General features: G+C 62.8%; 14 protein-coding genes, 1 other RNA gene, 1 pseudogene and 1 CRISPR repeat array. Of the genes and pseudogenes, 7 read left to right on the top strand and 9 right to left on the bottom strand.

Annotation, left to right across the window (positions count from 1 at the left end):
* The first annotated feature begins 178 nt into the window (after positions 1 to 178).
* From XdyCFBP7245_RS08815 to XdyCFBP7245_RS08800, 4 genes and pseudogenes are all read left to right on the top strand, one after another.
* Positions 179 to 562: a DUF1877 family protein gene (locus tag XdyCFBP7245_RS08815; protein WP_158255505.1), complete on the top strand. Its 384-nt coding sequence runs from the start codon at positions 179 to 181 to the stop codon at positions 560 to 562.
* A 166-nt stretch (positions 563 to 728) separates the two neighbouring features.
* Positions 729 to 1,746 (top strand): annotated as a pseudogene (locus tag XdyCFBP7245_RS08810) (isoaspartyl peptidase/L-asparaginase family protein).
* Between the two features lie 254 nt (positions 1,747 to 2,000).
* Entirely contained in the window at positions 2,001 to 4,181 is a 2,181-nt protein-coding gene (gene dcp / locus XdyCFBP7245_RS08805; protein WP_170068577.1) for a peptidyl-dipeptidase Dcp, read from the top strand.
* 228 nt (positions 4,182 to 4,409) lie between these two features.
* Positions 4,410 to 6,578: a M3 family metallopeptidase gene (locus tag XdyCFBP7245_RS08800; RefSeq protein WP_104615315.1), complete on the top strand. Its 2,169-nt coding sequence runs from the start codon at positions 4,410 to 4,412 to the stop codon at positions 6,576 to 6,578.
* A 93-nt stretch (positions 6,579 to 6,671) separates the two neighbouring features.
* Here the strand turns inward: XdyCFBP7245_RS08800 and xopN are convergent, their stop codons facing one another.
* Positions 6,672 to 8,825 carry a type III secretion system effector XopN gene (gene xopN / locus XdyCFBP7245_RS08795; protein ID WP_104615314.1) on the bottom strand — a complete coding sequence of 718 codons (2,154 nt, stop codon included), beginning with the start codon at positions 8,823 to 8,825 and terminating at the stop codon, positions 6,672 to 6,674.
* 464 nt (positions 8,826 to 9,289) lie between these two features.
* Between xopN and XdyCFBP7245_RS08790 the strand changes: the two genes are divergently transcribed.
* Positions 9,290 to 9,365: non-coding RNA, sX9 sRNA (locus XdyCFBP7245_RS08790), on the top strand.
* Positions 9,366 to 9,377: 12 nt separating this feature from the next.
* On the opposite strand, the gene XdyCFBP7245_RS08785 is transcribed toward XdyCFBP7245_RS08790, so the two are convergent.
* Positions 9,378 to 10,457, bottom strand: coding sequence for an MBL fold metallo-hydrolase (locus XdyCFBP7245_RS08785; RefSeq protein ID WP_104615313.1), 1,080 nt, complete (start codon positions 10,455 to 10,457; stop codon positions 9,378 to 9,380).
* Between the two features lie 100 nt (positions 10,458 to 10,557).
* On the opposite strand from XdyCFBP7245_RS08785, the gene XdyCFBP7245_RS08780 reads away from it, so the two are divergent.
* Positions 10,558 to 11,190: a TetR/AcrR family transcriptional regulator gene (locus tag XdyCFBP7245_RS08780; RefSeq protein WP_104615312.1), complete on the top strand. Its 633-nt coding sequence runs from the start codon at positions 10,558 to 10,560 to the stop codon at positions 11,188 to 11,190.
* A gap of 101 nt (positions 11,191 to 11,291) precedes the next feature.
* Positions 11,292 to 15,160: direct repeats of the CRISPR family, unit length 28 nt; unit sequence TTTCTGAGCTGCCTACGCGGCAGTGAAC.
* 130 nt (positions 15,161 to 15,290) lie between these two features.
* Here the strand turns inward: XdyCFBP7245_RS08780 and cas6f are convergent.
* The 7 genes from cas6f to XdyCFBP7245_RS08745 all read right to left on the bottom strand — a co-directional run bounded on the left by cas6f (position 15,291) and on the right by XdyCFBP7245_RS08745 (position 24,927).
* Entirely contained in the window at positions 15,291 to 15,845 is a 555-nt protein-coding gene (gene cas6f, locus XdyCFBP7245_RS08775; RefSeq protein ID WP_244907786.1) for a type I-F CRISPR-associated endoribonuclease Cas6/Csy4, read from the bottom strand.
* A gap of 16 nt (positions 15,846 to 15,861) precedes the next feature.
* Positions 15,862 to 16,899, bottom strand: a complete 1,038-nt coding sequence (csy3, locus tag XdyCFBP7245_RS08770; RefSeq protein WP_104615310.1) for a type I-F CRISPR-associated protein Csy3 — start codon at positions 16,897 to 16,899, stop codon at positions 15,862 to 15,864.
* 22 nt (positions 16,900 to 16,921) lie between these two features.
* Positions 16,922 to 17,932, bottom strand: a complete 1,011-nt coding sequence (gene csy2 / locus XdyCFBP7245_RS08765) for a type I-F CRISPR-associated protein Csy2 (protein WP_104615309.1) — start codon at positions 17,930 to 17,932, stop codon at positions 16,922 to 16,924.
* Positions 17,929 to 19,290: a type I-F CRISPR-associated protein Csy1 gene (gene csy1 / locus XdyCFBP7245_RS08760; RefSeq protein WP_104615308.1), complete on the bottom strand. Its 1,362-nt coding sequence runs from the start codon at positions 19,288 to 19,290 to the stop codon at positions 17,929 to 17,931. The genes csy2 and csy1 overlap by 4 nt, the downstream gene beginning before the upstream one ends.
* 79 nt (positions 19,291 to 19,369) lie before the next feature.
* Positions 19,370 to 22,753, bottom strand: a complete 3,384-nt coding sequence (gene cas3f / locus XdyCFBP7245_RS08755; RefSeq protein ID WP_104615307.1) for a type I-F CRISPR-associated helicase Cas3f — start codon at positions 22,751 to 22,753, stop codon at positions 19,370 to 19,372.
* Positions 22,750 to 23,739 (bottom strand): type I-F CRISPR-associated endonuclease Cas1f, encoded by a 990-nt coding sequence (cas1f, locus tag XdyCFBP7245_RS08750; protein ID WP_104615306.1) that lies wholly within the window; start codon positions 23,737 to 23,739, stop codon positions 22,750 to 22,752. Before cas1f ends, cas3f begins: the two co-directional genes overlap by 4 nt.
* 231 nt (positions 23,740 to 23,970) lie before the next feature.
* Positions 23,971 to 24,927: a LysR family transcriptional regulator gene (locus XdyCFBP7245_RS08745; RefSeq protein WP_104615305.1), complete on the bottom strand. Its 957-nt coding sequence runs from the start codon at positions 24,925 to 24,927 to the stop codon at positions 23,971 to 23,973.
* 117 nt (positions 24,928 to 25,044) lie between these two features.
* Between XdyCFBP7245_RS08745 and aceB the strand changes: the two genes are divergently transcribed.
* Complete coding sequence (gene aceB / locus XdyCFBP7245_RS08740) at positions 25,045 to 26,661, top strand: malate synthase A (protein WP_104615304.1); 1,617 nt, start codon at positions 25,045 to 25,047, stop codon at positions 26,659 to 26,661.
* Positions 26,662 to 26,814 lie beyond the last annotated feature (153 nt).

The following is a 26,814-nucleotide window of genomic DNA, read 5'->3' as shown; positions in this document are numbered from 1 at the left end:
ACTTCTTCATCGCTTGAATCCTCGTTGCTACGGGGGCCCATGCTGCCGAAGTCTCTACTTTACTGTGGCTCAGTTTTCAGGGGGTGGGTCAGTGATCGACGTTGATCGGGCCTGGGGTCCAATGGCTTGGCTAGCTTCAAGTACAAAGCGATTGGAGGACGAGCACAACTGGCGGGTGATGTCCGCCCCTGATCTTGATGGCGCGTTCATTGCTGCTAGTAGCGCAAGATTGGATGCGACCCCAGTCGACCTACCTTTAGTCGCAATTGAAGGCAGATCGGAAAAATCGATAGAAGCGATCGACAGTGGCATGGGCCCCGCCGCCATGTTTGATCCAGCACAGGTCCAGGAACTTTCCTCAGCATTGCATACCCTGCAGGATAGCGATCTCCGGAATGCTCTCGATCCCGAACGCATGGATGAGATGCAAGTATTCCCCGGTTACTGGAGGGAAGAAACGAACCTGCTGGATACGTACATTCTCCCAAACCTGCGCAGGCTCCGTGAGTTCTACGCTACTGCCGCTAGCTCAGGGCAAGCGGTTATCGTGTGGTACACATAGATTGCTCTCTAGCAATTCATTGAAGCCGACGCCGCTTCGCAGCAAGGCTTAATCAGGAGTTATGCGGAAAAGAAGGCAGCGTATCCGAGACAAGCCTGTCTTGCCGATGGCACCTTCCGTAATGCCAGTGGCGCCATTCACTGCCATAAAGTTGTGAGGAAACACCATGATCGCTTCGTCCGCTCGCGCGCTATGCCTCTCACTACTGCTCTGTACCGGCCCGGCGCTGGCCGCCACGCCGATGCTGGTGATCCATGGGGGTGCGGGCGTGGAAAAATCCAGTGTTTCGCCCGACGAACAAGCGCAGGCACGTGAGGCGATGCAACGCGCGCTGCGTGCCGGCCATGCGGTGTTGACGCGCGGCGGCAGCGCGGTGGATGCGGTGGCCGCCACCATTACCGTGCTGGAGGACGCGCCGCAGTTCAACGCCGGGCGCGGTGCGGTGTTCACTCACGACGGCAAGAACGAGTTGGATGCGGCGATCATGGATGGCGCCAGCGGCAAGGCCGGCGCGATTGCCGGCGTGCACACGGTCAAGAACCCGATTCTGCTGGCGCGCAGCGTCATGGACCGCTCCAAGCACGTGATGCTGGTCGGCGACGGTGCCGAGCAGTTTGCGCGCGAGCAGGGCGTCACCTTGGTCGAGCCCAGCTATTTCCGTACCGACAAGCGTTGGCAACAGCTGCAAAAAGCGCTCAAGGCCGAAAGCGGCGACCGCCAGGCCCAGGCCGCGCTCGACCTGGAAACCGCCAAGCACTTCGGCACCGTCGGTGCGCTCGCGCTGGATCGCGACGGCCATCTGGCTGCCGGCACGTCCACCGGCGGCATGACCAACAAGCGCTACGGCCGCGTCGGCGATGCGCCCATCATCGGCGCCGGCACTTACGCCAATGCGCAGTGCGCAGTGCGCGGTGTCCGGCACCGGCTGGGGCGAGTTCTACATCCGTGCGGTGGCGGCCTACGACATCTGTGCGCGCATGAAATACGCCGGGCAGTCGCTGCAACAGGCGGCCGAGGCGGTCATCGATCAGCAGATTCCGAAGGCCGGCGGCGATGGCGGTGCCATCGCGCTGGATGCGCAAGGCAACATCGCCTTCCCGTTCAATACCGAAGGCATGTACCGCGGCTGGATCGGCCCCGACGGCAGCCCGCATGTGGCCATCTTCAAGGACGAGACGCTCTGACGGACGGGGTCGGCCGGGTCCCGGACCCGCTAACCGTTGCGACTGAGTGCTGCCTCGCGATCGAACTCAGGAAAGCCGCAAAACCCCATGCTGCACCGTGTCGCTCACACCGGCCAGGTGCGCCGAGCCTGCGGCTGCGCGCTTGCCTGCACCATCCCCAAACCGCTGCATCCACCCAATCCAACGGCACATGCCAGCATCACGCAAACCCGCTAGCGTGACCGGCTGCCGTACCCACTCAGGAATCACACGCCATGTCGCGTACCGTCGTTCTGGCCGCCGCCATCACCCTGGCATTGGCCGCATGTTCTGGAAAAGAGCCATCCGGTAAGGAGCCCACCACCGTGCCCGAAAAGACCACCACGCCGGCCGCCGACGCGGCGCCGAATCCGTTGTTGAGCGCGAGCACCGTGCCGTTCCAGGCGCCGCCGTTCGACAAGATCAAGGACAGCGATTACCTGCCCGCGTTCGAAGAAGGCATGCGCCTGCATCTGGCCGACGTGCGCAAGATCGCCGACAACACCGAAGCGCCCACCTTCGACAACACCATCGAAGCGATGGAGCGCAGCGGCGAAACGCTGACGCGCGTGTCGCGCATCTTCTTCGGGCTGGTGCAGGCCGATACCAGCGACGCACGCCAGAAAATCCAGGAAGAGATCGCGCCCAAGCTGGCCGCGCACAAGGACGAGATCAACCTCGACCCGAAGCTGTTCGCGCGCGTCAAAACCCTGTACGACCAGCGCGACACGCTGAACCTGGAGCCGGAACAAAAGCGTCTGGTCGAGCACGATTACGAAGACCTGGTGCGCGCCGGCGCGCAGCTCTCCGATGCCGACAAGGACAGCCTGCGCAAGCTCAACGTGGAAGAAACCACGCTGTCCACCCAGTTCCATACGCGCCTGGTTGCAGCCTCCGCTGCCGGTGCAGTGGTGGTGGATGACAAGGCCAAACTCGACGGCCTGAGCGAAGGCGACATTGCCGCCGCCGCCGATGCCGCCAAGGCACGCAAGCTCGATGGCAAGTATCTTCTGACCTTGCAGAACACCACCCAGCAGCCGGTACTGGCGTCGTTGAAGGATCGCGCGCTGCGCGCCGAGGTGTTGAAGGCTTCCGAAACCCGCGCAGAAAAGGGCGATGCCAACGATACCCGCCAGACCATCCAGCGTCTGGCGCAGCTGCGTGCGCAAAAAGCCAAGTTGCTCGGCTTCGACAATTACGCCGCCTATAGCCTGGGCGACCAGATGGCCAAGACTCCGGAGGCGGCGCTGAAACTGCTGACCGACACCGTGCCAGCGGCCACCGCCAAGGCGCGCCGCGAAGTGGGCGAGATGCAGAAGGTCATCGACGCGCAACGTGCCGATGCAAAGAGCGGCGATTTCAAGCTTGCCGCCTCCGATTGGGACTTTTACGCCGAGCAGGTGCGCAAGGCCAAGTACGATCTGGACGAGTCGCAGATCAAGCCGTATTTCGAACTGGATAACGTGCTGCAGAATGGCGTTTTCTACGCGGCCACGCAGCTGTACGGCATCACCTTCAAGCAGCGCACCGACATCCCGACCTACCACGCCGACATGAAGGTGTACGAAGTCTTCGATGCCGACGGCACCTCGATGGCGCTGTTCTACACCGACTACTTCAAGCGCGACAGCAAGTCCGGTGGCGCGTGGATGGACGTGTTCGTCGAACAGGATGGCCTCACCGGCACCAAGCCGGTGGTCTACAACGTCTGCAACTTCACCAAGCCCGCTGCCGGCCAGCCGGCGTTGCTGAGCTTCGACGATGTCACCACGCTGTTCCATGAGTTCGGCCACGCGCTGCACGGCATGTTCTCCAAGGTGAAATACCCCTCGATCGCAGGCACCAGTACCTCGCGCGATTTTGTCGAGTTCCCCTCGCAGTTCAACGAGCACTGGGCCTCGGATCCGAAGGTCTTCGCCAACTACGCCAAGCACTACCAGACCGGCGCGGCGATGCCGGCCGAACTGGTGGAAAAGATCAAGAAGGCCAAGACCTTCAACAGCGGCTACGCCACTACCGAATATCTGTCGGCGGCACTGCTGGATCTGGCCTGGCACACCCAGCCGGCGGATGCGCCGTTGCAGGACGTGAGCAAATTCGAAGCCGATGCGCTCAAGCGCTTCAAGGTGGACCTGGCCGAAGTGCCGCCGCGTTACCGCAGCAGCTATTTCGATCACATCTGGGGCGGCGGCTATTCGGCCGGTTACTACGCCTATTTCTGGTCGGAAGTGCTCGACGACGACGCCTTCGAATGGTTCAAGGAAAACGGCGGCCTGACCCGCAAGAACGGCGACACCTTCCGCGCCAAGATCCTCTCGCGCGGCAACACGGTCGATCTGGCCACGTTGTACCGCGACTTCCGCGGCAAGGACCCAAGCGTCAAGGCGCTGTTGGAAAATCGCGGTTTGACCGAGTGACCGGCAATCTTTAATCGGTGAACGAAACGGGATGGCAGTGCCATCCCGTTTCGTTTTTGCGGCAGCTGATTCCGTTCCCGCCAGATCTCATGCAGGCATCGCCCAGATATTCGGCGACCGCTAACGCGCGGTAGCGCAGCTGTGGCGCTCTCTTCATTCAGGGCCCGATGCCGGACGTCGAGGCATCGGTCCTGTGTCCGGTTACATGTTCTGCAGGATCAAGACACCATGCGACGTTCACTTGTTCTGGCTGCTGCGGTCACCTTCGCGCTGGCCGCATGTTCGGAAAAGAATTCCCCGCGCAGCCCCTCCGCCGTTGCAGGGACCTCGACAGCAGCCAACATACCTGCGGATCTTGCGTCCAATCCGCTGCTTGTGCCCAGCACGCTGCCATTTGATGCGCCGCCATTCGACAAGATTCGGGACAGCGATTATCTGCCGGCCTTTGAAGAAGGCATTCGTCAGGCCCGGGACGAGGTGCACACCATTACCGAGAACCCGGCGCCACCCACCTTTGAGAACACGGTTGAGGCGCTGGAGCGCAGCGGCGCAACGCTCGGCTACGTCTCCAACATCTTCTTCGGCATTTCGACTGCCGATACCAACGATGCGCGGCAGAAAATCGAAGAGGACATCGGCCCCAAGCTGGCCGCACTTGTCGATGAGATCGCACTGGATGCAACGCTGTTTGCGCGTTTCAAAGCTATTTACGACAAGCGCGATACGCTCGCACTGACACCGGAACAGCGTCGCCTGCTCGAGCGCAGCTACGACAGCTTCATCAAGGCCGGCGCGCAACTGTCCGATGCCGACAAAGCCACCTTGCGCAAACTCAATCTGGAAGAGACCAACCTCACCACGCAGTACCACAAGAAATTGACGGCTGCGGCGTTGGCGGCTGCGGTGGTCGTCGACGATAAGGCAAGGCTCGATGGCATGAGCGAGGGCGATATCGCCGCCGCCGCCGCTGCCGCCAAGGCGCGCAAGCTTGATGGCAAGTATCTGCTCAGTCTGCAAAGCACCACCCAGCAACCGATGCTGGCCTCGCTCAAGGATCGCGCATTGCGTGCGCAGATCTTGCAGGCCTCGCAACACCGTGCCGAGCAGGGCGATGCCAATGACACCCGCGGCACCATCAAGCGCTTGCTGCAGGTGCGTGCGGACCATGCCAAGCTGCTTGGTTACGACAGCTATGCGGCCTACAGTCTGCGCAACCAGATGGCCGCAACGCCGCAGACGGCACTGAAACTGCTGACCGACACCGTACCTGCTGCCACTGCCCAGGCACGCCGCGAAGCGGCACAGATCCAGGCCTTGATCGATGCGCAGCATGGCGGCTTCAAGCTGGCTGCATCGGATTGGGATTTTTACGCCGAGCAGGTGCGCAAGGCCAAATACGATCTGGATGCATCGCAGATCAAGCCGTACTTTGCTTTGGACACCGTCCTCACTGATGGCGTCTTCTACGCGGCCACGCAGCTGTATGGGATCACCTTCAAGCAGCGCACCGACATCCCCACCTATCACCCCGACGTGAAGGTCTATGAGGTCTTCGACGTAGACGGCACCTCACTGGCGTTGTTCTATGCGGACTACTTTCAGCGGGAGAGCAAGTCCGGTGGTTCGTGGGCGGGCTCCCTGGTCCAGCGTAACGGGTTCACTGGCACCAAGTCGGTGGTCTACAACGTGTGCAACTTCACCAAGCCGGCCAACGGGGAGCCCGCGCTGCTGAGCATGGAAGAAGTCACCGCCATGTTCCACGAGTTCGGGCATGCCCTGCACTACATGTTGTCGACGGTGAAGTATCCCTCGTTGGACAGCGCCTATACGCCACGGGATTTTGCCGAATTCCCCTCGCAGTTCAATGAGCACTGGGCGACCGATCCAGCTGTTTTCGCGCACTACGCAAGCCACTACAAGACCGGCACGAGGATGCCGGAGGCACTGGTCAAGAAGCTGAAGGAGGCAAAGACCTTCAACAGCGGCTATCTGATGACCGAATCGCTCTCGGCGCAGATCGTGGACCTTGCCTTTCATGGTCAACCGGCGACGGCGCCATTGCAGGACGTGGATGCATTGCAGGCCGACACACTGAAACGCTTCAAGGTGGACCTGCCCGAGGTTCCGCCCCGCTATGGCGCCAGTTATTTCGACCATATCTGGAGCCGTGGGTATGCGGCAAGTTACTACGCATACTTTTGGTCGGAGGTCATCGACGATGACGCGTTCGACTGGATCAGCGAGAACGGCGGTTTGACCCGGAAGAACGGGGATCTGTTCCGCGCCAGAATTCTCGCGCCTGGCAATTCGGTGGATGTGACCAAGCTGTATCGCGATTTTCGTGGCAGGGATCCCAGCGTCAAGGCGCTGCTGAAAGACCGGGGGTTGACGGAGTGAGGCAACCGCGCGCATGAGGCGCGCGGATGATTGCAATCATCGAAACCGGATGGCCTTGCGGCCATCCTTTATCGTTGCATTGCTCGGTTGGCATCATGCCGGTCGCGGCGCCTGATCGTCTCCGATCTGCACGATCACCTCGTGCGACTGCGATGCTGACGCCACACCCGGACGCAGCTGTTCCACCGCCTGTGGCAGGGTCAGCGGCGGCGCGTCCGGCGCTGCCGAGGACGTGGCACCGAGGGTGAGCTCCTTGGCCCGACCCAGCAACTGCTCCACATCGTTGTTCTGCAGAAGCGTGTTGATCGTTCGACTCGCCTTGGTCGCGCGACGCTGGGACAGCGCTTCGTTGGCTCCCCCCATCACGCCACGCAAGACTTGCTGCTTGAATCCGATGTCGGTGTCGCCTTCGCGGCGATTGTTCTTGACGGTGATGGCAATGTGCTGATTCAGCGCGCCGACCGTCGCCATGGCTCCCGACAGGGCGGAGATCGCCAACGTCTGCGCGGTCGGCACGTTGCGCGTTCCGCCCTGCGCTGCCGAGGTGGCCTTGCCCATCACCGAGGACACCGCACTGCCCAGTACGCCTAGGTGGAACATCTGGCCAATGCGTTGTGCGGTCTGTGCGGAGAACTCGCGCGAGGTGTACTTCTTGGCGATATCTTTGATCAGTTGATACGACACCACCGACTTTTCTGCGCCGAGCAGTAATGCCGCAGCGGCACCGTTGGGGTCAAGGTGGTCCAACTTGCCATCACTTAATGCTTTTATGTCCTGACTCAGCAGGTTCAGGGCCTTCGCAGGGCCGGCGCCGTGGCCCGACTCCAGATCCAGGTCGTCGGCATCTGCCGCACCCTGCGGCAAGGGCGATGCGGCCACTTCCGCCCTAAGCGCTTTCTCCATCTCCTCCAGTGCGTTGGTGACGCGTTTCACCAGGGCCTGCGTGGGGGATTGGATCAGTTTGCGGAGCTTGCTCTGATCGATCTCATCTGCCGCGATCGGCTCGCCAACTGCAAGTTTCGACTTACCTGTCTCGGTGACTATATCGGCGTACAACAGATTGAGCTTGTTGTTGTAATCCTGTTTTGCCTGTTCGTCGAAGCCGGCGGCGACATGCTGCGCAGCCGTCATCATCATGGCGCAGACGGTCTGCGCTGTCGGCGACAGCGCCCGCATTGCACCGGTCTTGCTGAGCAGGCCCAGCGTGCCCGCAAATGGCGAACGCAGGATGCGTGGGACGGCCTGCCAGCGATTGCCCATCCATTGCCGCTCGTGCGCGCCCTGGGTCATGACGAAGTCGTGCTGCGCTTGATGCAGGCGCTTTTCGGCTTGCAGTAATTGGTGGGCAGCAGTGGTGAGCTCGGCGCTTGGCGCTGCCGCGGGGTTCTGGTCTGCGGCGTTCTTGAGTTCGCGGAACCCGTCGCAGCACCCGCTAAATTCCGTGATGTGACGTTCCAACGCCTTCGCAAGGTCGGGCAGCCAATGCTTGTCGTTGATCTGATTCTTGTCCGGCACGATGACGTGACCGCCATGCTCGCGGATCGAGTCGCACAGGCTGACCACCGCCGACTGCTGGAACGCATTCATCGGCGCGCCGATCGCTGCCGTCGCAACGCCGAATCCCGCGCCTGCCCACGGCTGACGGGTCGCGTAGTTGATCCAGGGCGAGGCGATGTACTGCATGGCATTGTTGATAAAACTGCCGGTGGGGTTAAGCATGCCGGACAGCAGTGCACTGCGTCGCAAGCTTGAAACCTCGCCTTCGCTCAATCCCTGCGCCTTGTACCAATCTATCGCCTCTGTTTCGCCGATGCGGCTCAACAGATCTGCCTGCGTTGCCGCGCGTTCCTTCTCGTCAGCGCTGCCCTGCAATTTCATCGGCCTGATCTTGTTGATAAGGTCGGCGGCCAGTTGCGGATCTAACGTGCGCAGTTTGTCAGCAGCCAGTTTCTGCTTGAGTCGCGTCAGCCGCTCCTTGTTAGGGCTCCATGACACTGCAGGCTGCGACACCTGCAGATCGACCGCATCCAGATGGCTGGCCGTCTGAGGCGTCAGTGCCGTGGCGCTTTCGGTCTGTTTGCCGCGCTTGCTCGGGCGACGCGATAGCCCGGTCAATGCGTCATCGGGTGGTGCATCGGAATGGCTGGGTGAGGCGTTCGGCGACGCCTCCTCTTCTATCTCGTGGATAGTCGGGCTTGAGCTCGACGCACTGCGATTGAGTTGGCTGGCGGATGCGGCAGTCTTCATTAGGTAGCTCCTGGAGCTGTATGAAGTGGCGTCGTCGATCAATGTCTGGTGAGAGAAGAACGCGATCGCCACGCAGTCCGGCACTGTGTGCAGTGTCGACGGACGGCGCGGTGGCGATCAGTACAAGGGAACATCGAGTTCAAGCACGCGACGCAGCCGTTGGCGAGAGAAAAGATCCAACCGCATGCCCCATTGCGCATGGATTGAATCAGCGTGGGCGCAGCATCTCTGCTGGACAGCAGAACCGATGTCGCCGTACCCGAAGCGGCCCCGTGGGTTGCCTGTACCGAGGTCGTGCGCGCTGCTCGCCGATCGCCGGGCGGGTGAGGTCGTCACACAGCAAGGGTGTCGCGCGCATCCGCGTGCGCGCCCCCAACACGATGGCACGCGGCGGCATGCCTTCAGAGCGGCTGACAACACTGCTGCGCAGCCGCCAGGCGGGCGCGGCCGGTGATCGGTGCGGCATGTACCACGCGTACACTCGGTTGTGAGTGCGCTGTCCACACCCACCTGACGGCTGCTCGCTCTGTTTTGTTAGCCGCTCTAAGCCAGTTACGGCGACGCCACCCATGCGTTCGGCGCCGTGACTGCCGTGTCCCGCCACCAGCGCACCTGATTTCCAGGCGCAGTCAACGCCACACGCTCGCCCATGCACGGCGTGGCCAAAGCGACGTTGGCGCTATCGGCCAGGGCGACGATCCGGTCCAGCGGTTCCTGCCACGCGTGCATGGCCAGATCGAAGGTGCCGTTGTGGATCGGCAGCAAGGTGCGGCCGCCGACATCGATAAACGCCTGCAGGCTCTGCTCCGGTTGCATGTGCACGTCCGGCCACATCTGGTCGTAGGCGCCGTTTTCGATCAGCGCTACATCGAACGGACCCAGACGTTGGCCGATCGTCTTGAAGTGCGGGCCATAGCCGCCGTCGCCGCTGAAGAACACCCGCAGATCGGCGTCCTGGATCGCCCACGAGCACCACAGCGTGCGGTCGCGGTCGAACAGGCCGCGGCCGGAAAAGTGCCGCGACGGGGTGGCGGTGAGGGTGAGGCCAGCCACGTCCACCGATTGCCACCAATCCAACTGCCGCACCTTGCCCGGGTCCACGCCCCAGCGCACCAGCAGATCGCCCACGCCCAGTGGCGCGACGAATACGCCGACGCGGTCGGCCAGGGCGCGGATGGTGGCGCGGTCCAGGTGGTCGTAATGGTTGTGCGACAGCAGGACGCCGGCCAGGGGCGGCAGCTCGTCCAGCGCGATCGGCGGCGCATGGAAGCGTTTGGGCCCTGCAAACGCGAACGGCGAGGCGCGCTTGGAGAACACCGGGTCGGTCAGCCACAGGCCGCCCCGCAGTTTCATCAGCACCGTGGAATGACCCAGCCGGAACAGGCTGCGGTCAGGGGCGTCGCGCAGCTGCGCCGCACTCAATGGCAGCACCGGCAGCGCCTGCGACGGCACCGTGTTCGCGGGCTTGTTGAACAGCACCTCCCACAACAGGCGCAACCCACCCAACACGCCGGGCTGACTCAAGTTGGTGGGCAGTGCGTTGCGAAACCGGCCGTGACGGAACTGCGGCGAGGCGGCATGCGAAGCGGTAGGTGGCAGGTGGCGGAACTGGGTGAGCACGACGCTATCCATCGTTGTAGGCAGGGCGAACCGGCGGCGCCGGCGCTGTAGTTACACTGCACAGTGTAGTTTTATCTTGGGGAATGTAAACTGGGCGGTGTAACATTGCGCCATGCCCAGTTCATCCGACGCGGCGCCGGTGCAGCAGCGGCTGACCGACCGCAAGCGCCACGCCATTCTCGAAGCGGCTATCGCGCAGTTCCGCCAGCACGGTTTCGATGCCACCAGCATGGACCGCGTGGCCGCCACGGCGGGCGTGTCCAAGCGCACCGTCTACAACCATTTCCCCAGCAAGGACGCATTGTTCGGTGAGATCCTGCGCCGGTTGTGGCAACGCAGTGCCGAGGCGGTGAGTCTGCCCTATCGCCCCGATCAATCATTGCGCGTGCAGTTGACGCAATTGCTGCAGCAAAAACTGCGGCTGCTCGACGATGCGGCTTTTATCGATCTGTCGCGCGTGGCGATTGCCGAAGGCATCCACTCGCCCGAACGCGCCCGCGCGCTGCTGGCGCAGCTGGGTAGCAAGGAAGAGGGCACCACCACCTGGCTGCGCGCCGCGCTGGCCGATGGTCGGCTGGCCGAGGTCGATCCGGACTTCGCCTCGCAACAGCTCCAGGCGCTGGTGAAGGGGTTCGCGTTCTGGCCGCAGTTGGCGATGGGCCAGCCGCCGCTGTCGCCCGCCCAGCAGGCGCAGGTGGCCGCCTCGGCGGTGGAGATGTTTCTGGGTCTGTACGGGCGCGAGTAAGCCCTGTGGCAGCACGGCGGCGCGTCTAAGCGATGCATCGCCTTAGCCTGCGTTCGCTCAGGCCCAACGTGGCAGTGAGCTCGCCGGGCGCATCTGCGAGCCGGCTGAGCTGCCTGCACGGCAGTGAACTCACGACCACTCAACACGCGTTACCGCTGATATTTCTGAGCGGCCTACGCGGCAGTGAACGAGAGCTACGCCAAGGCGAAGGCGGTGCTCGATTTCTGAGCTGCCTAAGCGGCAGTGAACGCCGCGCTGATCGCCGCCGAGCGGGCGCGCATTTTCTGAGCTGCCTAAGCGGCAGTGAACGCAACGCAGCGGCGAGCATGTGGGTGACCTCTTTTCTGAGCTGCCTACGCGGCAGTGAACGGTCGGTCGGCGCTGGGCCGGCGAAATCACCGTTTCTGAGCTGCCTACGCGGCAGTGAACGTGTAGAGGCACCAATGCGTTGGGCCGTACTCTTTCTGAGCTGCCTACGCGGCAGTGAACTTCGGACAGCCGGCGCAGGTCATCATCGGTCATTTCTGAGCTGCCTACGCGGCAGTGAACTATATGGTCGTACTGATCCGCCTGCATTCGCATTTCTGAGCTGCCTACGCGGCAGTGAACGCCGAGTGTCAACGACTGCCTAGCCGAAGACTTTTCTGAGCTGCCTACGCAGCAGTGAACGCCCCAACCAGCGGAAAACGGTTGCTTTACTGTTTCTGAGCTGCCTACGCGGCAGTGAACGCGAGACGATAAACCGGAATGAATGTCGGTCTTTTCTGAGCTGCCTACGCGGCAGTGAACCCATCAAGGCCTCCCTCGTGGCAGACCTTGTTTTTCTGAGCTGCCTACGCGGCAGTGAACACCAGATCCTCTGGTCCCAAGTCCTCGTCAATTTTCTGAGCTGCCTACGCGGCAGTGAACGTGACGCGCCCCATTTCGTACAGGACCGCGTTTTTCTGAGCTGCCTACGCGGCAGTGAACCGCAGCCTTGGCGATAGCCGGGGGCTTGAGCATTTCTGAGCTGCCTACGCGGCAGTGAACTCGACCAGGGCGCGGACCGAGCTGGCGTCCATTTTCTGAGCTGCCTACGCGGCAGTGAACCCTTCGGAGGTCTTGCTGTCGTGGGCGTAACTTTTCTGAGCTGCCTACGCGGCAGTGAACTTGATGATCTGGGGCGCTGCTCACGGCGTTGATTTCTGAGCTGCCTACGCGGCAGTGAACGACAGTGAGCGACAGATTCGCATCCTGGGCGATTTCTGAGCTGCCTACGCGGCAGTGAACATCGACACCCAATCGGTGGAACAGGAGTAGTATTTCTGAGCTGCCTACGCGGCAGTGAACTTGCTTTTGGAGCCGAGACCGGGACTGGCTCTTTCTGAGCTGCCTACGCGGCAGTGAACGATTTCGTCGGCGCGATCCAGGTGCTCGGCGATTTCTGAGCTGCCTACGCGGCAGTGAACCCCAGATGCACTTCCCAATCGTCTTTGGGCAGTTTCTGAGCTGCCTACGCGGCAGTGAACTTCCCAAGCTCCACGGCCTGAGCTGGCGGGGTTTTCTGAGCTGCCTACGCGGCAGTGAACGCCGCCTCGTCAGCTGAGGCCGTGATGTATCATTTCTGAGCTGCCTACGCGGCAGTGAACCAGCAAAATTCCGGTGCAGTCGATCACCTCCATTTCTGAGCTGCCTACGCGGCAGTGAACGCACTCGGCGCTGTCGTTGCGCTGGTTGCTCATTTCTGAGCTGCCTACGCGGCAGTGAACTGCGGGGCACGGGGCATACGAGACCTGCACATTTTCTGAGCTGCCTACGCGGCAGTGAACACTTCTGCCTTTCGCTAGTTGGCTCTGGAGTTTTTCTGAGCTGCCTACGCGGCAGTGAACCGAGGGCTTCTGCTTCCTGCCGAGCGGCCGCATTTCTGAGCTGCCTACGCGGCAGTGAACGTGCCCACGGTTTTCGGCATTGGCACCCCAGCTTTCTGAGCTGCCTACGCGGCAGTGAACCGGAACTGCGGCAGCTTCTCGGCGCTGAGGATTTTCTGAGCTGCCTACGCGGCAGTGAACTCTGGCGCATTCACCAGCAGATTGGACATGTTTTTCTGAGCTGCCTACGCGGCAGTGAACGCTTCTTCGATTGCTTGTTCTGCATCCATGTTTTTCTGAGCTGCCTACGCGGCAGTGAACGCTAGGCGAGTACCAGCCGTGGGAAGTCCTGCTTTCTGAGCTGCCTACGCGGCAGTGAACATGTCCTGCTCGATGACTGCAATGTTGCTCATTTTCTGAGCTGCCTACGCGGCAGTGAACTGCCCCAAGTCCACGGCCTGCGCTTGCGCGGTTTTCTGAGCTGCCTACGCGGCAGTGAACGGCATGACCCGCCCCTACTCCGCATTCGGCTGTTTCTGAGCTGCCTACGCGGCAGTGAACTCTTGGGCCAGGTTCAGGCCTTCAAGGCTCGGTTTCTGAGCTGCCTACGCGGCAGTGAACTAATGCAAGTTCTGATTGCTTGCGAATATAGTTTTCTGAGCTGCCTACGCGGCAGTGAACGAACGGCTCAACCTGCAACAGGTAGCTGTCGATTTCTGAGCTGCCTACGCGGCAGTGAACGCGATGGTGCAGCCGCCCAAGTCACGCCCACTTTTCTGAGCTGCCTACGCGGCAGTGAACTCTTGCTACGCTCTTTCCAGCGGTCTGCGCTTTTTCTGAGCTGCCTACGCGGCAGTGAACAGAGCGCGAGCCTAGAGCCGATCCTTACGGATTTTCTGAGCTGCCTACGCGGCAGTGAACTTGGTGCGCACGCGGGTCTCTGGTGTGAGCCACTTTCTGAGCTGCCTACGCGGCAGTGAACGAAATGCATTTCGCTAAGGGGCGGAATATCCATTTCTGAGCTGCCTACGCGGCAGTGAACGCGTAGACCGCCTCAATTCCCGGGGTGATCTTTTTCTGAGCTGCCTACGCGGCAGTGAACGCATTCCCTGCAAGCATTCGAAGTGCCCGGAATTTCTGAGCTGCCTACGCGGCAGTGAACAAAGTGCGGCCAGGTGGTCGCCGATGTTCTTTTTTCTGAGCTGCCTACGCGGCAGTGAACGACCAATTCAATTACGACCAGGACGCATATCTTTTCTGAGCTGCCTACGCGGCAGTGAACGAAGACGCCGATGCCTTATTGGCCGCGCTGGATTTCTGAGCTGCCTACGCGGCAGTGAACGCAATGCGCGCTGTTTCGAAATCTTCGGCCTCTTTCTGAGCTGCCTACGCGGCAGTGAACTCGCGCTGGGCCTGGCCCGTCAGATCCCGTAATTTCTGAGCTGCCTACGCGGCAGTGAACACCACGGCTTGGCAGGCACGGAGCTGGTCGTCTTTCTGAGCTGCCTACGCGGCAGTGAACGCTTTTATGGTCAGGCGCCATGTTCGGTGCTGTTTCTGAGCTGCCTACGCGGCAGTGAACAATGAGGGCCTAGTTCCAGAGTTCGACGAGATTTTCTGAGCTGCCTACGCGGCAGTGAACGTGTTTCCTTCCTGGAAAGGTACTTAGATTTATTTCTGAGCTGCCTACGCGGCAGTGAACGCGAAGATCGCGAGCTTACTCAACACCCAGGCTTTCTGAGCTGCCTACGCGGCAGTGAACATTCGACGGCGATCCAAACCAGGCGGAACTACTTTTCTGAGCTGCCTACGCGGCAGTGAACTATCAGCCGTTGCCGCAGCGTTTACACCGGATTTTCTGAGCTGCCTACGCGGCAGTGAACGCACTAATCTAGACACATCGGCAAACACATACTTTCTGAGCTGCCTACGCGGCAGTGAACGAACTCGTCGCGCAATTCATCGGCCACCTGACTTTCTGAGCTGCCTACGCGGCAGTGAACGTTCGGCGAACTCGCTCGGCAGGATGTCTGCCTTTCTGAGCTGCCTACGCGGCAGTGAACACTCATGAACGCATTCGGAAAACTGTTAGTCTTTTCTGAGCTGCCTACGCGGCAGTGAACAAGAGAAAAAGTCCTCCAATGTATTGATATCTATAGCGAAATCGATCAAACAACGGCCGACACCCTTTCAACGGGGTGCCGGCCAAGTGGTTGATTCTAAAGCGAGCTTGTTGCCGACCATAAAAAAGGGTCAGAACCAGGGCACGGTGGCTTCCTGGCTCAGGCCGTAGCTATTGAAGCCGCCGATTTTCGCCTCGGACAAGAGGGGGCCGTGGCGAATGAACAGCGGAAACGAGGCTTGTCCGGTGCTGCGGCTGCCGATGACCACGAAGGGCAGTGCCAATTGTTCGGCTGCGGCATCCGGGATGCGTTGTGTCGCTGCCTCGGCATCGATCCCATGACGCCGCATTGCGCGACGACGCAGACGCGACGGGCTGCTCTTGGCCTGCACACGTGTGACGCGCCGATGCTCGGTATCGGCAGGAACGGCCATCACGGGCGACACCACCAGATGGTCGAGTAGGCCGTGAAGCCAGGGGCTGGCCATCAACGCCTGTAGGCCGGCCTGCTCGCCATGCAGACGCAGGTGCGTGCCCAGGCTCGGCTTGCGCGCGTCATGGCGAGGAAAGCTCACGCCAACGTCTTGGCGCTGCTGCTGCGCGAGTGCGCGGTGCAGGCGCCCATACAGGCCGCTAAGCAGCTGATGCGGCGCAAGCTCCGGGTCGGGACGAAGTTGGAGATCCACATAATGGTCCATGGCGTCAGCCCGCGTCGCCAAACACGCCGCCCCGGATCAGCGTGGCAATCACGAAGTGCTGCTGATCCGGCTCGGGGAGTTTGTCCTTGAGCACCCAACTATCAAGCAGCGTGTAGAAATCCAGCTTGGCCTTGGGCTGCCGGTACGCCTTGCCTTGGGTAGTGACCGAGCCGTATGGCTCAACCGCGATGGGGCCGTTGTCTTCTGCCTCCGGGTACCAGGTGTCGATGGTGCGCAACGCATTGCCGATCTTCTGCGAATGGATCGCGGCCACTGCGTTGTCGCCGTCGCCGACCGCATAGAGCGTCTTACTCTTCTTGCTGCTGCCCTTGTCCAGAATGAGCTCCTGCGAGGGAAACACCTCCTGGCCCGCACCCACACGCACAAATGCGGTGACCTGCAGCAGAAGATGCGTATTGCCCGCCAGCGCCTCGGCGATCAGCGAGGACAGGGCGGCCAGATCTGCGGATTCGGCGCCCGGCGGCTGCAAACTGCGCAGCGAGTGATCGTGCGCCTGGAACGTCCACTGCGCTGCGGCGGCGCCGTTCTTCAGGTGCGCCACCTGCACCTCCACCTGCTCGGCACCGATGCGGTTGCGCCACAGAAAGCGCCCGTTGGCGAGGTTGGCCGCATAACGCTGGGCCAACGTGCCGAAGCCATGCTGCTGCACGTAAGCGGCGACGGTGGTGGCGAGCTTGCTGCGGTAGTCGGCGGCATTGCAGGCCGAAGGTGTGCCGGTGCCACCCAGTACGCGCAGGGTGAATTGCACCTTCAGCGTATCGGCATCCAGCGGCAGGGCCGCGACGTCCACCGTCTGCAAGTTGGGGTTTTCGATCGCGGCATCGAGTTTGGCTGGGTCCTGGTCCTTGGTCTTGAGACGGTTGGAAATGGTGCCGCGCACGGATTTTTCGCGCAGTTTGACCGGCTGCCAGTCGGCGGACGTGGTGCGTGCTGCCCATGCGCCGGAAAACAGCAGCGCGTCGGAAGGGTCGAGCTTGCGCTCGAAGGCGAGGACGGAGGCGGTCTTGAGTTCGTTTGCCATGCTGGGAATTCCTTGTCGTACGTCAGTCGAAAGAGAAGGTGAAGTCTGGCGTTTCATCGTCAACGGCCACCGCAACGAAGTCGTTGCGACAGCGGTACATCTCCTGCTCGGTCACACCGCTGGCGTACCAGAGCAACTGCCGCGGTGCGTCCAGGCGGTGTGGGCTGATCCACTGGCCGAGCGAGTACAGACTCTCGACGAAGCGGAACGGTGTACTGGTGTCGCGCGCATTGACCACGCTGCCGGGCGTCTGCAGATCGCCCAGGGCGCCGTAGCCCACCGGGATGGGAACCGTCCAGCCACGCCCGGTGCGGTCATTGGTCCATCCGGGCGTGTCGTCGGGCGTGGCCTGGTCTTGGTAGCGCCAATTGATGCGCGCCAGCGACAGCCAGGCATCCAGTGCGGTGGCATCGGGATCGGCGGCTCGCAACTCGGTCAGGCGGGCGTCGAGCAGGTCGGCGCGTTCCACCAGCGCGAAGCCTGGCAGCAGCCGCAGGCGTGCCTTGCGGAATTGCGTGGCGCGGTCGTCCTCGGTGCCGGTCAGGTCCAGCGTCCATGGTTTGTAGCGATGGCGCCAGGGTTGCGCAGGCGGGCGTACGCTGCCGCCTGCGATCCGCATGCCGGCGAGCAGGTCTGCCACCGTGGCGGTATCGGCCTGCTGTGCCTGCGGGTCGTCCTGCCAGCGTTGGCTGGACACGCCCAGCACCAAGCTCAGCTCCAGGTGGATGCGGCCTTCCTCGACGATGGCGGCGGTCTTGCCGTCCTTGCCGACCGGGTTGCGGGTCAGATGAAAGGCCTTGACGAAGCCGCTGTCGGTCACCTGTTCCTGGTGCGCGTGGCAGACCGCGCCGATCGCCTGAAACCTCAGTTCCAAACCGGCGGCGTGGACCTTGCGCTGCAGCGCCCACATCAGCCCCAGAAACGCTGTCATCGAGGGGAAGCCGTGGGTGAGCGGGCTGGAGACGGCATTCGCGTTGTGGACGAGCAGGTGCGGCAGCACCAGCAGGTGGCTGACCATCGGGCACCGGTTCATGCCTTGCCTCCAGTGGGCGCACGCCGCTGCAGTGGCACCGGCCAGGTCGCCTCGACGATCGCCTGCTTGGCCCAGTGGCGGTATTCGCTGTCGCCGACACCGGTCAGCCCCATCGTGTGCAACCGCGCATTGACCCAGTTGGCGAAGCGCGCTGCCACCTGGTCCGGCCAGTCGCCGAAGGTATAGGCCGCGTTGAAAGCGTCGTCGTCGTGTGTCCACTCCGGGTGCTGCGGGTCGCGGCGCACCGGCAGTTCGGTGCGCTCGGGGTCCAGCCACAGCTGTTCGTCCAACGGCAGCATGCAGTCCGCATCGCGCGTCCAGCCGGGTGCGAAACGGGCATGGGTCTGGCTGGCGAACACCGCCAATTGCGCGCCAAGCGCCTGGTCGATGCGTTCACGCGTCTGGCGCGTCTTGTCGTTGGGCGTGGGATCGCCGAGCAGGAAGTCGCCTAGTTGCTTCACTAGCGCGCGTACCTCCTTGCCGTAGCCGAATCGCTCCATCGCCGACTCGGTCTTCAACAGGCTGCGCGGATGTTCCAGTGTCCAGCTCGGCGGCAGCGAGGCCAGCAGGTAGTTCACGCCACCGCGTTCGCTGTTGAGCTGTGAGATGTTCTGTGGCTTGGTCCCGCCGAGTTTGCGTGCCACCAGATTGCGGTAATCGCGATAGCTGCCGACATGCGGTTGCTTGGCGCGCAGCGCCTGACGGCCCAGCTTGTTGGTCTCGCCAAAGCGGGCGTCCTGGATCTCGGCATGGACGACATGCGCCAGCGCGCTGGAGAACATCGGCTGCAGCAGGTGGTAGTGGGTGTCATCGGCTGGATCCGTGCCGACCAGCCAGTAGACCTGTTTGGCCATGCCGTGTGAGCGGAGTTGTGGCTCGCTGCGAGCCAGCGCGCCGAATGCCTGCATCCAGCTGACAGCGATATCGGGGTCCTGATGCAGCGCATCGCGCAGCGCGCTATCGCCGGCCTGCATCCACGCCAGCAGGCCCTGTCCTTCGACCTCGATTTTGAGAAACTTGAAGACATCCAGCGCGGCGGCATTGCCCACCACGTCCTGTGCGCAGTGCGCACCCAACAGATGGCTGCCGATGTCGGAATGCTGCGGCAGGCTGTCGGGCGGTACGTGCAGGCTGCTGCCGCGCGCGTCGGGATGAGTGGCCTTGAGCACATGGGTGACGGCCTGGATCTGGCCGACGCGGCGCGCTGCATCGGCCAGCCAGGTTGCGTAGTCGTACTTCGATGCTGCGCCGGTATCGTCTTCCTCTTTCTTGTCCTTCAGCTTGGCCAGTCGCCGGGTCTCGATGAAGTCGGCGATGGCGGAGCGGAAGCGTTCTACTCTCTCTGTTGGTTCTGTCATCCATGCTCTCCTTGTTGGTGCTCCGGTGTTTCGATGTGATACCCGCTTTGGGAATCATCGTGTGAGACGCACCGCCCGATTATCCTTTGTGCTTCGCAAACCCAAGCCAAGGGTGATACCGCCAGCCTTGTTCGCTGGTTGGAACCTCCACCGTGGTGAACTTGCGGGCGCACGCTTCCAGCGACAGGTCGAGCGACTCGGCCTGTTCGGTGAGCAGGTCCGTCAACGCGAACCGGCCCCAGGGGCCGATGCCCGGCGCCGATGCCAGTGAGACGTCATGGCGCTGGCTCTGTTCGATACGCACATACAGGTCCACGCCACGCTGGTCCGTGGATTGCTCGACACGATGCAGCCGCAGCACATCGTCTTCGTCCGGCAGGAAGACCAGGGTGGTGCGGCGCTGGCTGTCGTCGCGGAACGGTTGCTGCTGCGGCAGCACACCGGTGAGGGCGGCCTGGGGATACTTCCAGGCGGCGAAGGCGTGGTCGGGCTCCAGTGCCTTGCCGTCTTTCGCAAGCGGCAACATGCAGTACGCGATGCGCGCCTGCTCCAGATCCACCAGGCGCTCGCGGGGTTTCCACTGTGCGTGGTCGGGGCGCGGACGAATGCGTGGGATGGCGCTGAGCGTACGGTAGTCGTCCTCGCGCAGCAGTTCGCGTAACCAAGGCGTTTTCAGTTCGAATGTGCCTGGCTCTCTCGCGCCTGCTTGTCTCCTGATGGTTTCTTTCTCGAAGCCTGGTTTGAGGTAAGTCGGCCGATCCTGCCAGCCTTTGCGGAAATGCCGCACGTTGGTATCGAAGATCAGCACGTTGGGCACGGTGCCGGGCTTGCCGCGATGGCGCTGCACGCGCCCGGCCAGCTGGATCAGCGAACGCATGGAGGACGGCTCGGCCACCGCCCAGTCGGCATCCCAATCGCGGCCGACTTCGCACACCGGCGAGGCCAGCACCACGAATAATTGCTCGCTTGCCGGATGCGCGTCGATCAATGCCCGGATGCCCGGCAGGCGGTAGACGCCGTTGCTATCGCCACGCCGGTTGAAGGCCTGGTCGAGTTGGTGTTCGATGGCCGAACGCTGCACCAGCGGAAAGCGGGCGTGATAGACGCACAGGTGGATCTGCGTGCCCTCCGGCGCGCCGGCTGCATGCAGTGCCTGTGCAACGTCGAACAGCGGCTCGATATTGGCCATGCGCACCAGCCCGAAGCTGATGCGTTTGCCGCTGACCGGATCCGGCTCGGCATGCGCGTTGTGCAGGCGCAGGCAGGCGTCGCGGACATGCGGTGCGAACTGCGCGTACAGCTGCGTGTCCGGCAGGTTGCGTGGCAGGTTCAGCGGCAGCAAGTCGCCACGTCGTAAGGCCGGTGCCTTGACGAGCGTGGCGATGCGTTTTTCCACGAATTGCATGTGCTGGTCGAGAAAGCCGCTACCGCTGACGCATGCTGCTGCCTGCACACCGAACTCGTCGCTCCACAGGCAGGGAATCTGGATCGCGGCGTCGGCGTGAGCGCCGTCCTGACCGCGGTTGCGCCGGTACTGCTGGCGGCCAGCGCGATAGGCCAGGTACATGCCTGTGACCAGCGAGGGCGGTAGCGTCGCCGAGGACAGCAGCACCCGCGTGCCGAGCATGCCGGCCCAGTGCACCAGCCGGGTCAGCGCGGGCAGGTCGTTGAGATCGTAGTCGTCCAGTTCGTCGAGGATCAGATCGGCGCTCATCAACCGCAGCATCGGTGCGATCTGGCGTCCGGCACGCAACGCTTCGGTCGCCGGCACCATGTGGTCCACGGTGCAGACCAGCATCGGGGCCGAGAGCAGCTTGCCGATGTCCGGGTCGTGCAAGGCACGTGAGAGCAGTGGATGGTCGGTGGTGACGCCTTCGTAGAGCACATGGCTGTCTTCGTCGATCAGATCCTGCACTGACGCCGAGCCGTGCGCTTCGGCCTTGCGCTCGTAGAACTCGAACAACGCGCGGCTGGCCGAGCCACCGACGCGAATGGCCAGTTCGTCCTCGCCAAGATGCAGGTCGGTGCGGAAGCTGCGGCCGGTCTGTAGGGTGAGCGTGCGCAAGCCCAGCGCATAGGTGGCGCGCAGGCCCTGCTGCGGATCGGCCAATGCGTACAGAATGCGCGCGTTGGCCAAGGTCTTGCCGCAGCCGGTCGAGGCCATGTTGACGACGAAGGCGCCATGCTCGCGCGCCGCCTCGCGCATGACGGTAGCGGCGTCGAACGCCTTGTCCTGCCAGGAAAAGCGTGGATCGGCGCTGCGCTTGCGCAGGCCACGATGGTTGGCCAACCTGGGCAGGTGGCGCTCGAAGCCGGGCAGGGCATGCGCGATCAGGCCGGCATCTCGGGCGACGCCGAGCAGGTGTTCATCCAATGGCTGCTTGAGGCCATCGGCATCTGTATTGGCATAGAGCTGCGTGTTGCCATTGCCGTGCACGCGTAGCGGGGAGCTTTTGGGGAGTGCCGAGTAATGATGGTCGGCCAGCATCAATGTCAGTCGCGCAAGATGCAGCACGTAGGGATTGTCCAGCCAGTTGTCGTCGCGGCGCTGGCGCAGTGCAAGCAGGCGCTTGGCCAGCCGCGCGGCCTGCGCGCGCCATTTCGGTTCCATCACCGGCAATGGTCCGGCGGGTGTCCAGTACGTCAGCGCGTGGCTGGGCTCGGCGGGCTGTTTGATCTCGTTCCAGTCGTGCGTCACCAACGCTAGCGGGGTGTCCAACCAGGTCGGGTTGAAGGTATGCGACCGCTTGCCCAGCCACGCCTGTCCACCGTGTTCCTGCTGGACAGGCACCACTGGCAGCCGATGATGGGTGAGGATCAGCCAGGCCACGGCGGCGGCAAGCGGCGGCAGATCGACGAAGGGACGGCGTACGGTCGCATCGATGCCATCGCGTTGGTAACGCGTATCGCCTATCCAGTCTGCCTCGACGAACGTATCCGGGGCGGCCAGGCGTTGCAGCCAGCCGGTATCGTCGTCGTTGCCGACAAACGCCTGAAACAGCCGCAGCGAAACCCACTCATGGCGATACAGGTTGCGTTCGCGCAGGTTTCCACGCAGGCGTGCCTGGAAAGCGATACTGGCTTTGCCCAGATCGTGCAGCAATGCGGCAAGCTGGGCGAGCAGGCGGATATCTTCGGCGGTGTGCCAGTCGTTTTCGTCTTCGCGGCGCAGGATGTTGCACCTACTGGTATTGGTGGGCACTGCACCTTCGGCATTGAAGCGCCGTGCGTCGCCGACGATCCAAAGCAACTCGGAATGGTCGCGGCCCCGAATCCAATGGCAGGCGATGGCGCTGTTCTTGCGCGCGGTCTTGCGCAGCAGTTTACGTAGGGTCGTCAGGCCAGCTTCGGTGATGGGAGTCTGCCAGGTACGATCGCCACGCCGTTCGGCGAATTGGTCCAGTATTCGGCGCGTTTCGGTGAGTGCACGCTTGTCGCATTGCGAGATCAGCAGGATGTTCACGGCGTCGCATCCATCTGCCTTGCCGCCGCGGTCTGCAACGCGACGGCCTTGAGCGTGTCCAGCATGAAATCCAGCGCCTCGCTGCGAGTGAGCGATTCGATGCAGTTGCGCCGAAACGCCTGCTCGTCATCGCCGCGCATTGCCGATAGAAATGCCTGCGGCAGGATGCTCGCGTCCTTTATCAGGTCGGCGATGTCGAACACCAAGCCACCTCTGCGCGTCTTGCCATGCAGGACTGCCAATCCGTGCGGCAGGCCGAGTACCCAGCTGGCCGTAGCGCCCAGCCCGTAAGCCAGATAATTGCCGTGATCGAGAAAGCGATTGGCCGGGTCGCCGCCGGTACCGCGCTTGGCGCGAGTGAACTCACCATAGCCAACGGTGTCGACCGCCAGTTTGAACAAGGCCTTGGTGAGCCTGGCCTCTTCGGTCAACAGTGCTGCATTGTCCTGGGCCTGTTCGATGTTGAGGCGTGTCTTGGTCAGCAGGGCATCCAGCCTTGTCGCGTCGGGTGTAAAGCCGGCCTCCCTGAGTGCGCGCTGCTGCCACTGTTGGCCGATTCGTACCGCGCGCGCCTGCTGGAACGCTTTGGCCGCCATCAGGCGCAAGTCGTCATCGAACCAGAACGATACCCAGGCCTGCAGATACTCGGTGGGGCGATACTCGCTCTGCGGCGAAAACCACGCCACTTCCACGTCCATCTCGTTGGCCGAGAACAACGGCGTGCCGCCTCCGCCGCAAAAACCGACCAGTACCCCCGCTTTGGCCAGCTCGCGCATCGCCGCCTGGGTGATGGACGTGCCCGTGCCTAGCAGCACGGTGGTGGTGTTGGCGATAGGGATATTCCAATACAGCGAACGCTTGCCTGCGTCGGTCACATACTCGACCCGCCCGCCATTGACCAGTACCCGGCAGTGCTGGAGGTAATAAATGTTGGCGCGCTTGGAGTGCAGGATGGTTTTGAGGTCTGAAGCAGACAGTTCTTCCATGTGCCATGTACTCCGTTTTCGCTGCCCGGGCAGTCATCACTGCGTTGAGGCTCGATACTAGGGACCACCGGGGCGGCGACGCAATCCATCGATCATGCAGCGCCAATGTGGCGACGATGCCCAGTCGCGGGCGTTATCGATTCCTGGATCTTTGCGCAGGGCCGTGGCTCGCTGGAAGTTCCGAAGCCCGTGATCGCTGGCCCCGTTACTGCTGTGCGAGAGCGGCGTTGCTCACCGCTCCGAATCGCCGCTCTCGTCATATCCGCGCGGCGTAAACAGATCCGGCTGGATCAATTCGATAAACGCGCGCGCCTGCGGCGACAGATACTTGCCCTTGCGCACCACCACGCCATAACTGCGGGTGGGGAAATATTCCTTGAGCGAGCGCGTGGCCAGCTTGTCGCGATCGGCCTCGGTCACGCAGATCGCGGTGACGATGGAAATGCCCATGCCCATCGCCACGTACTGCTTGATCACTTCCCAGCCGCCCACTTCCAGCGCCACGGTGTACGGCACGCGCGCCTGCTGAAAGATCAGGTCGACCAGGCGATAGGTGACCTGTCGGCGTGGCGGCAGGATCAGCGGATAGGGCGAGAGATCCTGCAGAGACACCGTGGCCTTGCGCGCCAGGGGGTGATCGGGCGGGGTGATCAACAACTGTTCGAAGCGATACACCGGCGCGTAGTTGAGGTCGGCCGGTACGTCCAGCATCGAGCCGACCGCCAGGTCCACCGCATCCTCGCGCAGCAGGTCGGTGCCGTCGGCGCTGATCGCGTTGTGCAGGGTCAGCCGCACGTCCGGATGGCGCGCGCGAAAGTTCGCCACGATGCGCGGCAGCAGATACAGGATGGTGGAGCTGTTGGCGGCGATATTGAGCTCGCCGGCGTCCAGTCCGCGCACCTTCTCGCGGAAGCTGGCTTCCAGCCCGTCCAGGCTTTCCACCAGCGGCAGTGCCATGTCGTACAGCAACTGGCCCTCGCGGCTGGGCGCCAGGCGTCGCCCGGAGCGCTCGAACAAGGCCACTCCCAGGTCGCGCTCCAGCGCTTGCAATTGCAGCGTCACCGCCGGCTGGCTGACGTATAGCGCCTCAGCAGCCCGTGAGACCGAGCCCAGACGGACCGTCTGACAGAACGCACGCAGCGGCTTTAGGCGATCGGATTTGTAGGAAAATCGAGGGGTTGGCGCCATGTTAGGCGGGTTTCCAGCAAGAGTATAAGTCCAGCTTATTTACAGCATTGATAAAACTGCTTTGTCAAATAGTTGCCAGGGGCGCACGGTGCAGGTCCGGATGCACAAGGACCCCACATGTCTGCCACCGCTTTCGCTTCACGTCCCACCGCCCACGCCACGCCCGGTCTGTCGCTGACCACCCAGGTCGCAGGGCAGGCGGAGCTGCTGCCGCCGGCCGCGCTGGCGCTACTGGTGTCGCTGCATCGGGCGATCGAGCCCGGCCGCCAGCAGCGTCTGGCCCAGCGACGTGCCCGCCAGGCCGCCTTCGACGCCGGCCAGCTGCCGGACTTCCGTGCCGACACCCGCGCCATCCGCGAGGGCGACTGGCGCGTTGCCGCGCTGCCGGCGGCGCTGCAGGACCGCCGCGTCGAGATCACCGGCCCGACCGATCCGAAGATGGTCATCAACGCACTGAACTCCGGTGCCAAGGTGTTCATGGCCGACTTCGAGGATTCCACCGCGCCGACCTGGCGCAACTTGCTAGCCGGCCAGCGCACCCTGGCCGCCGCCGTGCGCGGCGATCTCAGCTTCGATGCGCCCACTGGCAAGCACTACGCGCTGCGTCCGGAAGCCGAGCGTGCGGTGCTGATCGTCCGCCCGCGCGGTTGGCACCTGGACGAAAAACACGTCCAGATCGATGGCCAGCCGCTGGCCGGCGGCCTGTTCGACGCGGCACTGTTCGCCTTTCATAACGGCCGCGCGCTGTTGGCCAAGGACCGCGGCCCGTACCTGTATCTGCCCAAGTTGCAGAGCATGGAAGAAGCCGCGCTGTGGGACACCGCGCTGGCGCATATCGAAGCGATGCTGGATCTGCCGCATGGGCAGATCAAGGTCACCGTACTGATCGAAACGCTGCCGGCGGTGTTCGAGATGGACGAGATTTTGCATGCGCTGCGCGAGCGCATCGTCGGGCTCAATTGCGGGCGCTGGGACTACATCTTTTCGTATCTCAAGACCTTTCGCGCGCACCGCGACCGCGTGTTGCCGGAGCGTGGCCAGGTCACCATGACCCAGCCGTTTTTGAAGGCGTATTCGGAACTGCTGATCAAGACCTGCCACCGCCGCGGCGCGCATGCGATGGGCGGGATGGCCGCGCAGATTCCGATCAACCACGACGAGGCCGCCAACGAGCAGGCCATGGCCCGCGTGCGCGCCGACAAGCTGCGCGAGGTCACCGCCGGCCACGATGGCACCTGGGTGGCGCATCCGGCCTTGATTCCGGTGGCGATGACACTGTTCGACGAACACATGCCCACCGCGCATCAGCAGCATGTGTTGCGCAACGATGTGCAGGTGACGCGCGACATGTTGATCGCGCCCTCGCCGGGCAACGTTACCCGCGCCGGCTTCGAAGGCAATGTCGAAGTCTGCGTGCGGTATCTGGCCGCCTGGCTGGATGGCAACGGCTGCGTACCGATCCACAACCTGATGGAAGACGCCGCCACCGCCGAAATCAGCCGCGCGCAGCTGTGGCAGTGGCTGCATCACGGCCAGCATCTGGACGACGGCACCGCCATCGATCAACAGCTGCTGCAGGCAACCTTGCGCGCATTGCCGGCACGCTTGGGCACAACCACAGCGCTCCCCGGCGCAGCGCGAATCGATGAAGCCATTGCATTGCTGGAAGAACTCAGCCGCGCCGATGAACTGGCGGACTTTCTTACCGTGCCGGCGTACCGCTTGATCGACTAAGCACATCGCTGCAGCGACACCTCGCACGGGTCGCTGCACGCCTCACCTCCACGCAGCACACCGCCTGTTGCGCGCATGCGCAACGACGGCCTCGCCATGCCGCATGCCGTGTCATGCACGGCCTTGTTTCCTCGTTCCATCCGTCGTCCCTCT

This window comes from Xanthomonas dyei, assembly GCF_002939865.1.
GTDB classification, from domain to species: Bacteria; Pseudomonadota; Gammaproteobacteria; order Xanthomonadales; family Xanthomonadaceae; genus Xanthomonas; species Xanthomonas dyei.
This window is presented reverse-complemented; position numbering and strand designations above follow the sequence as displayed.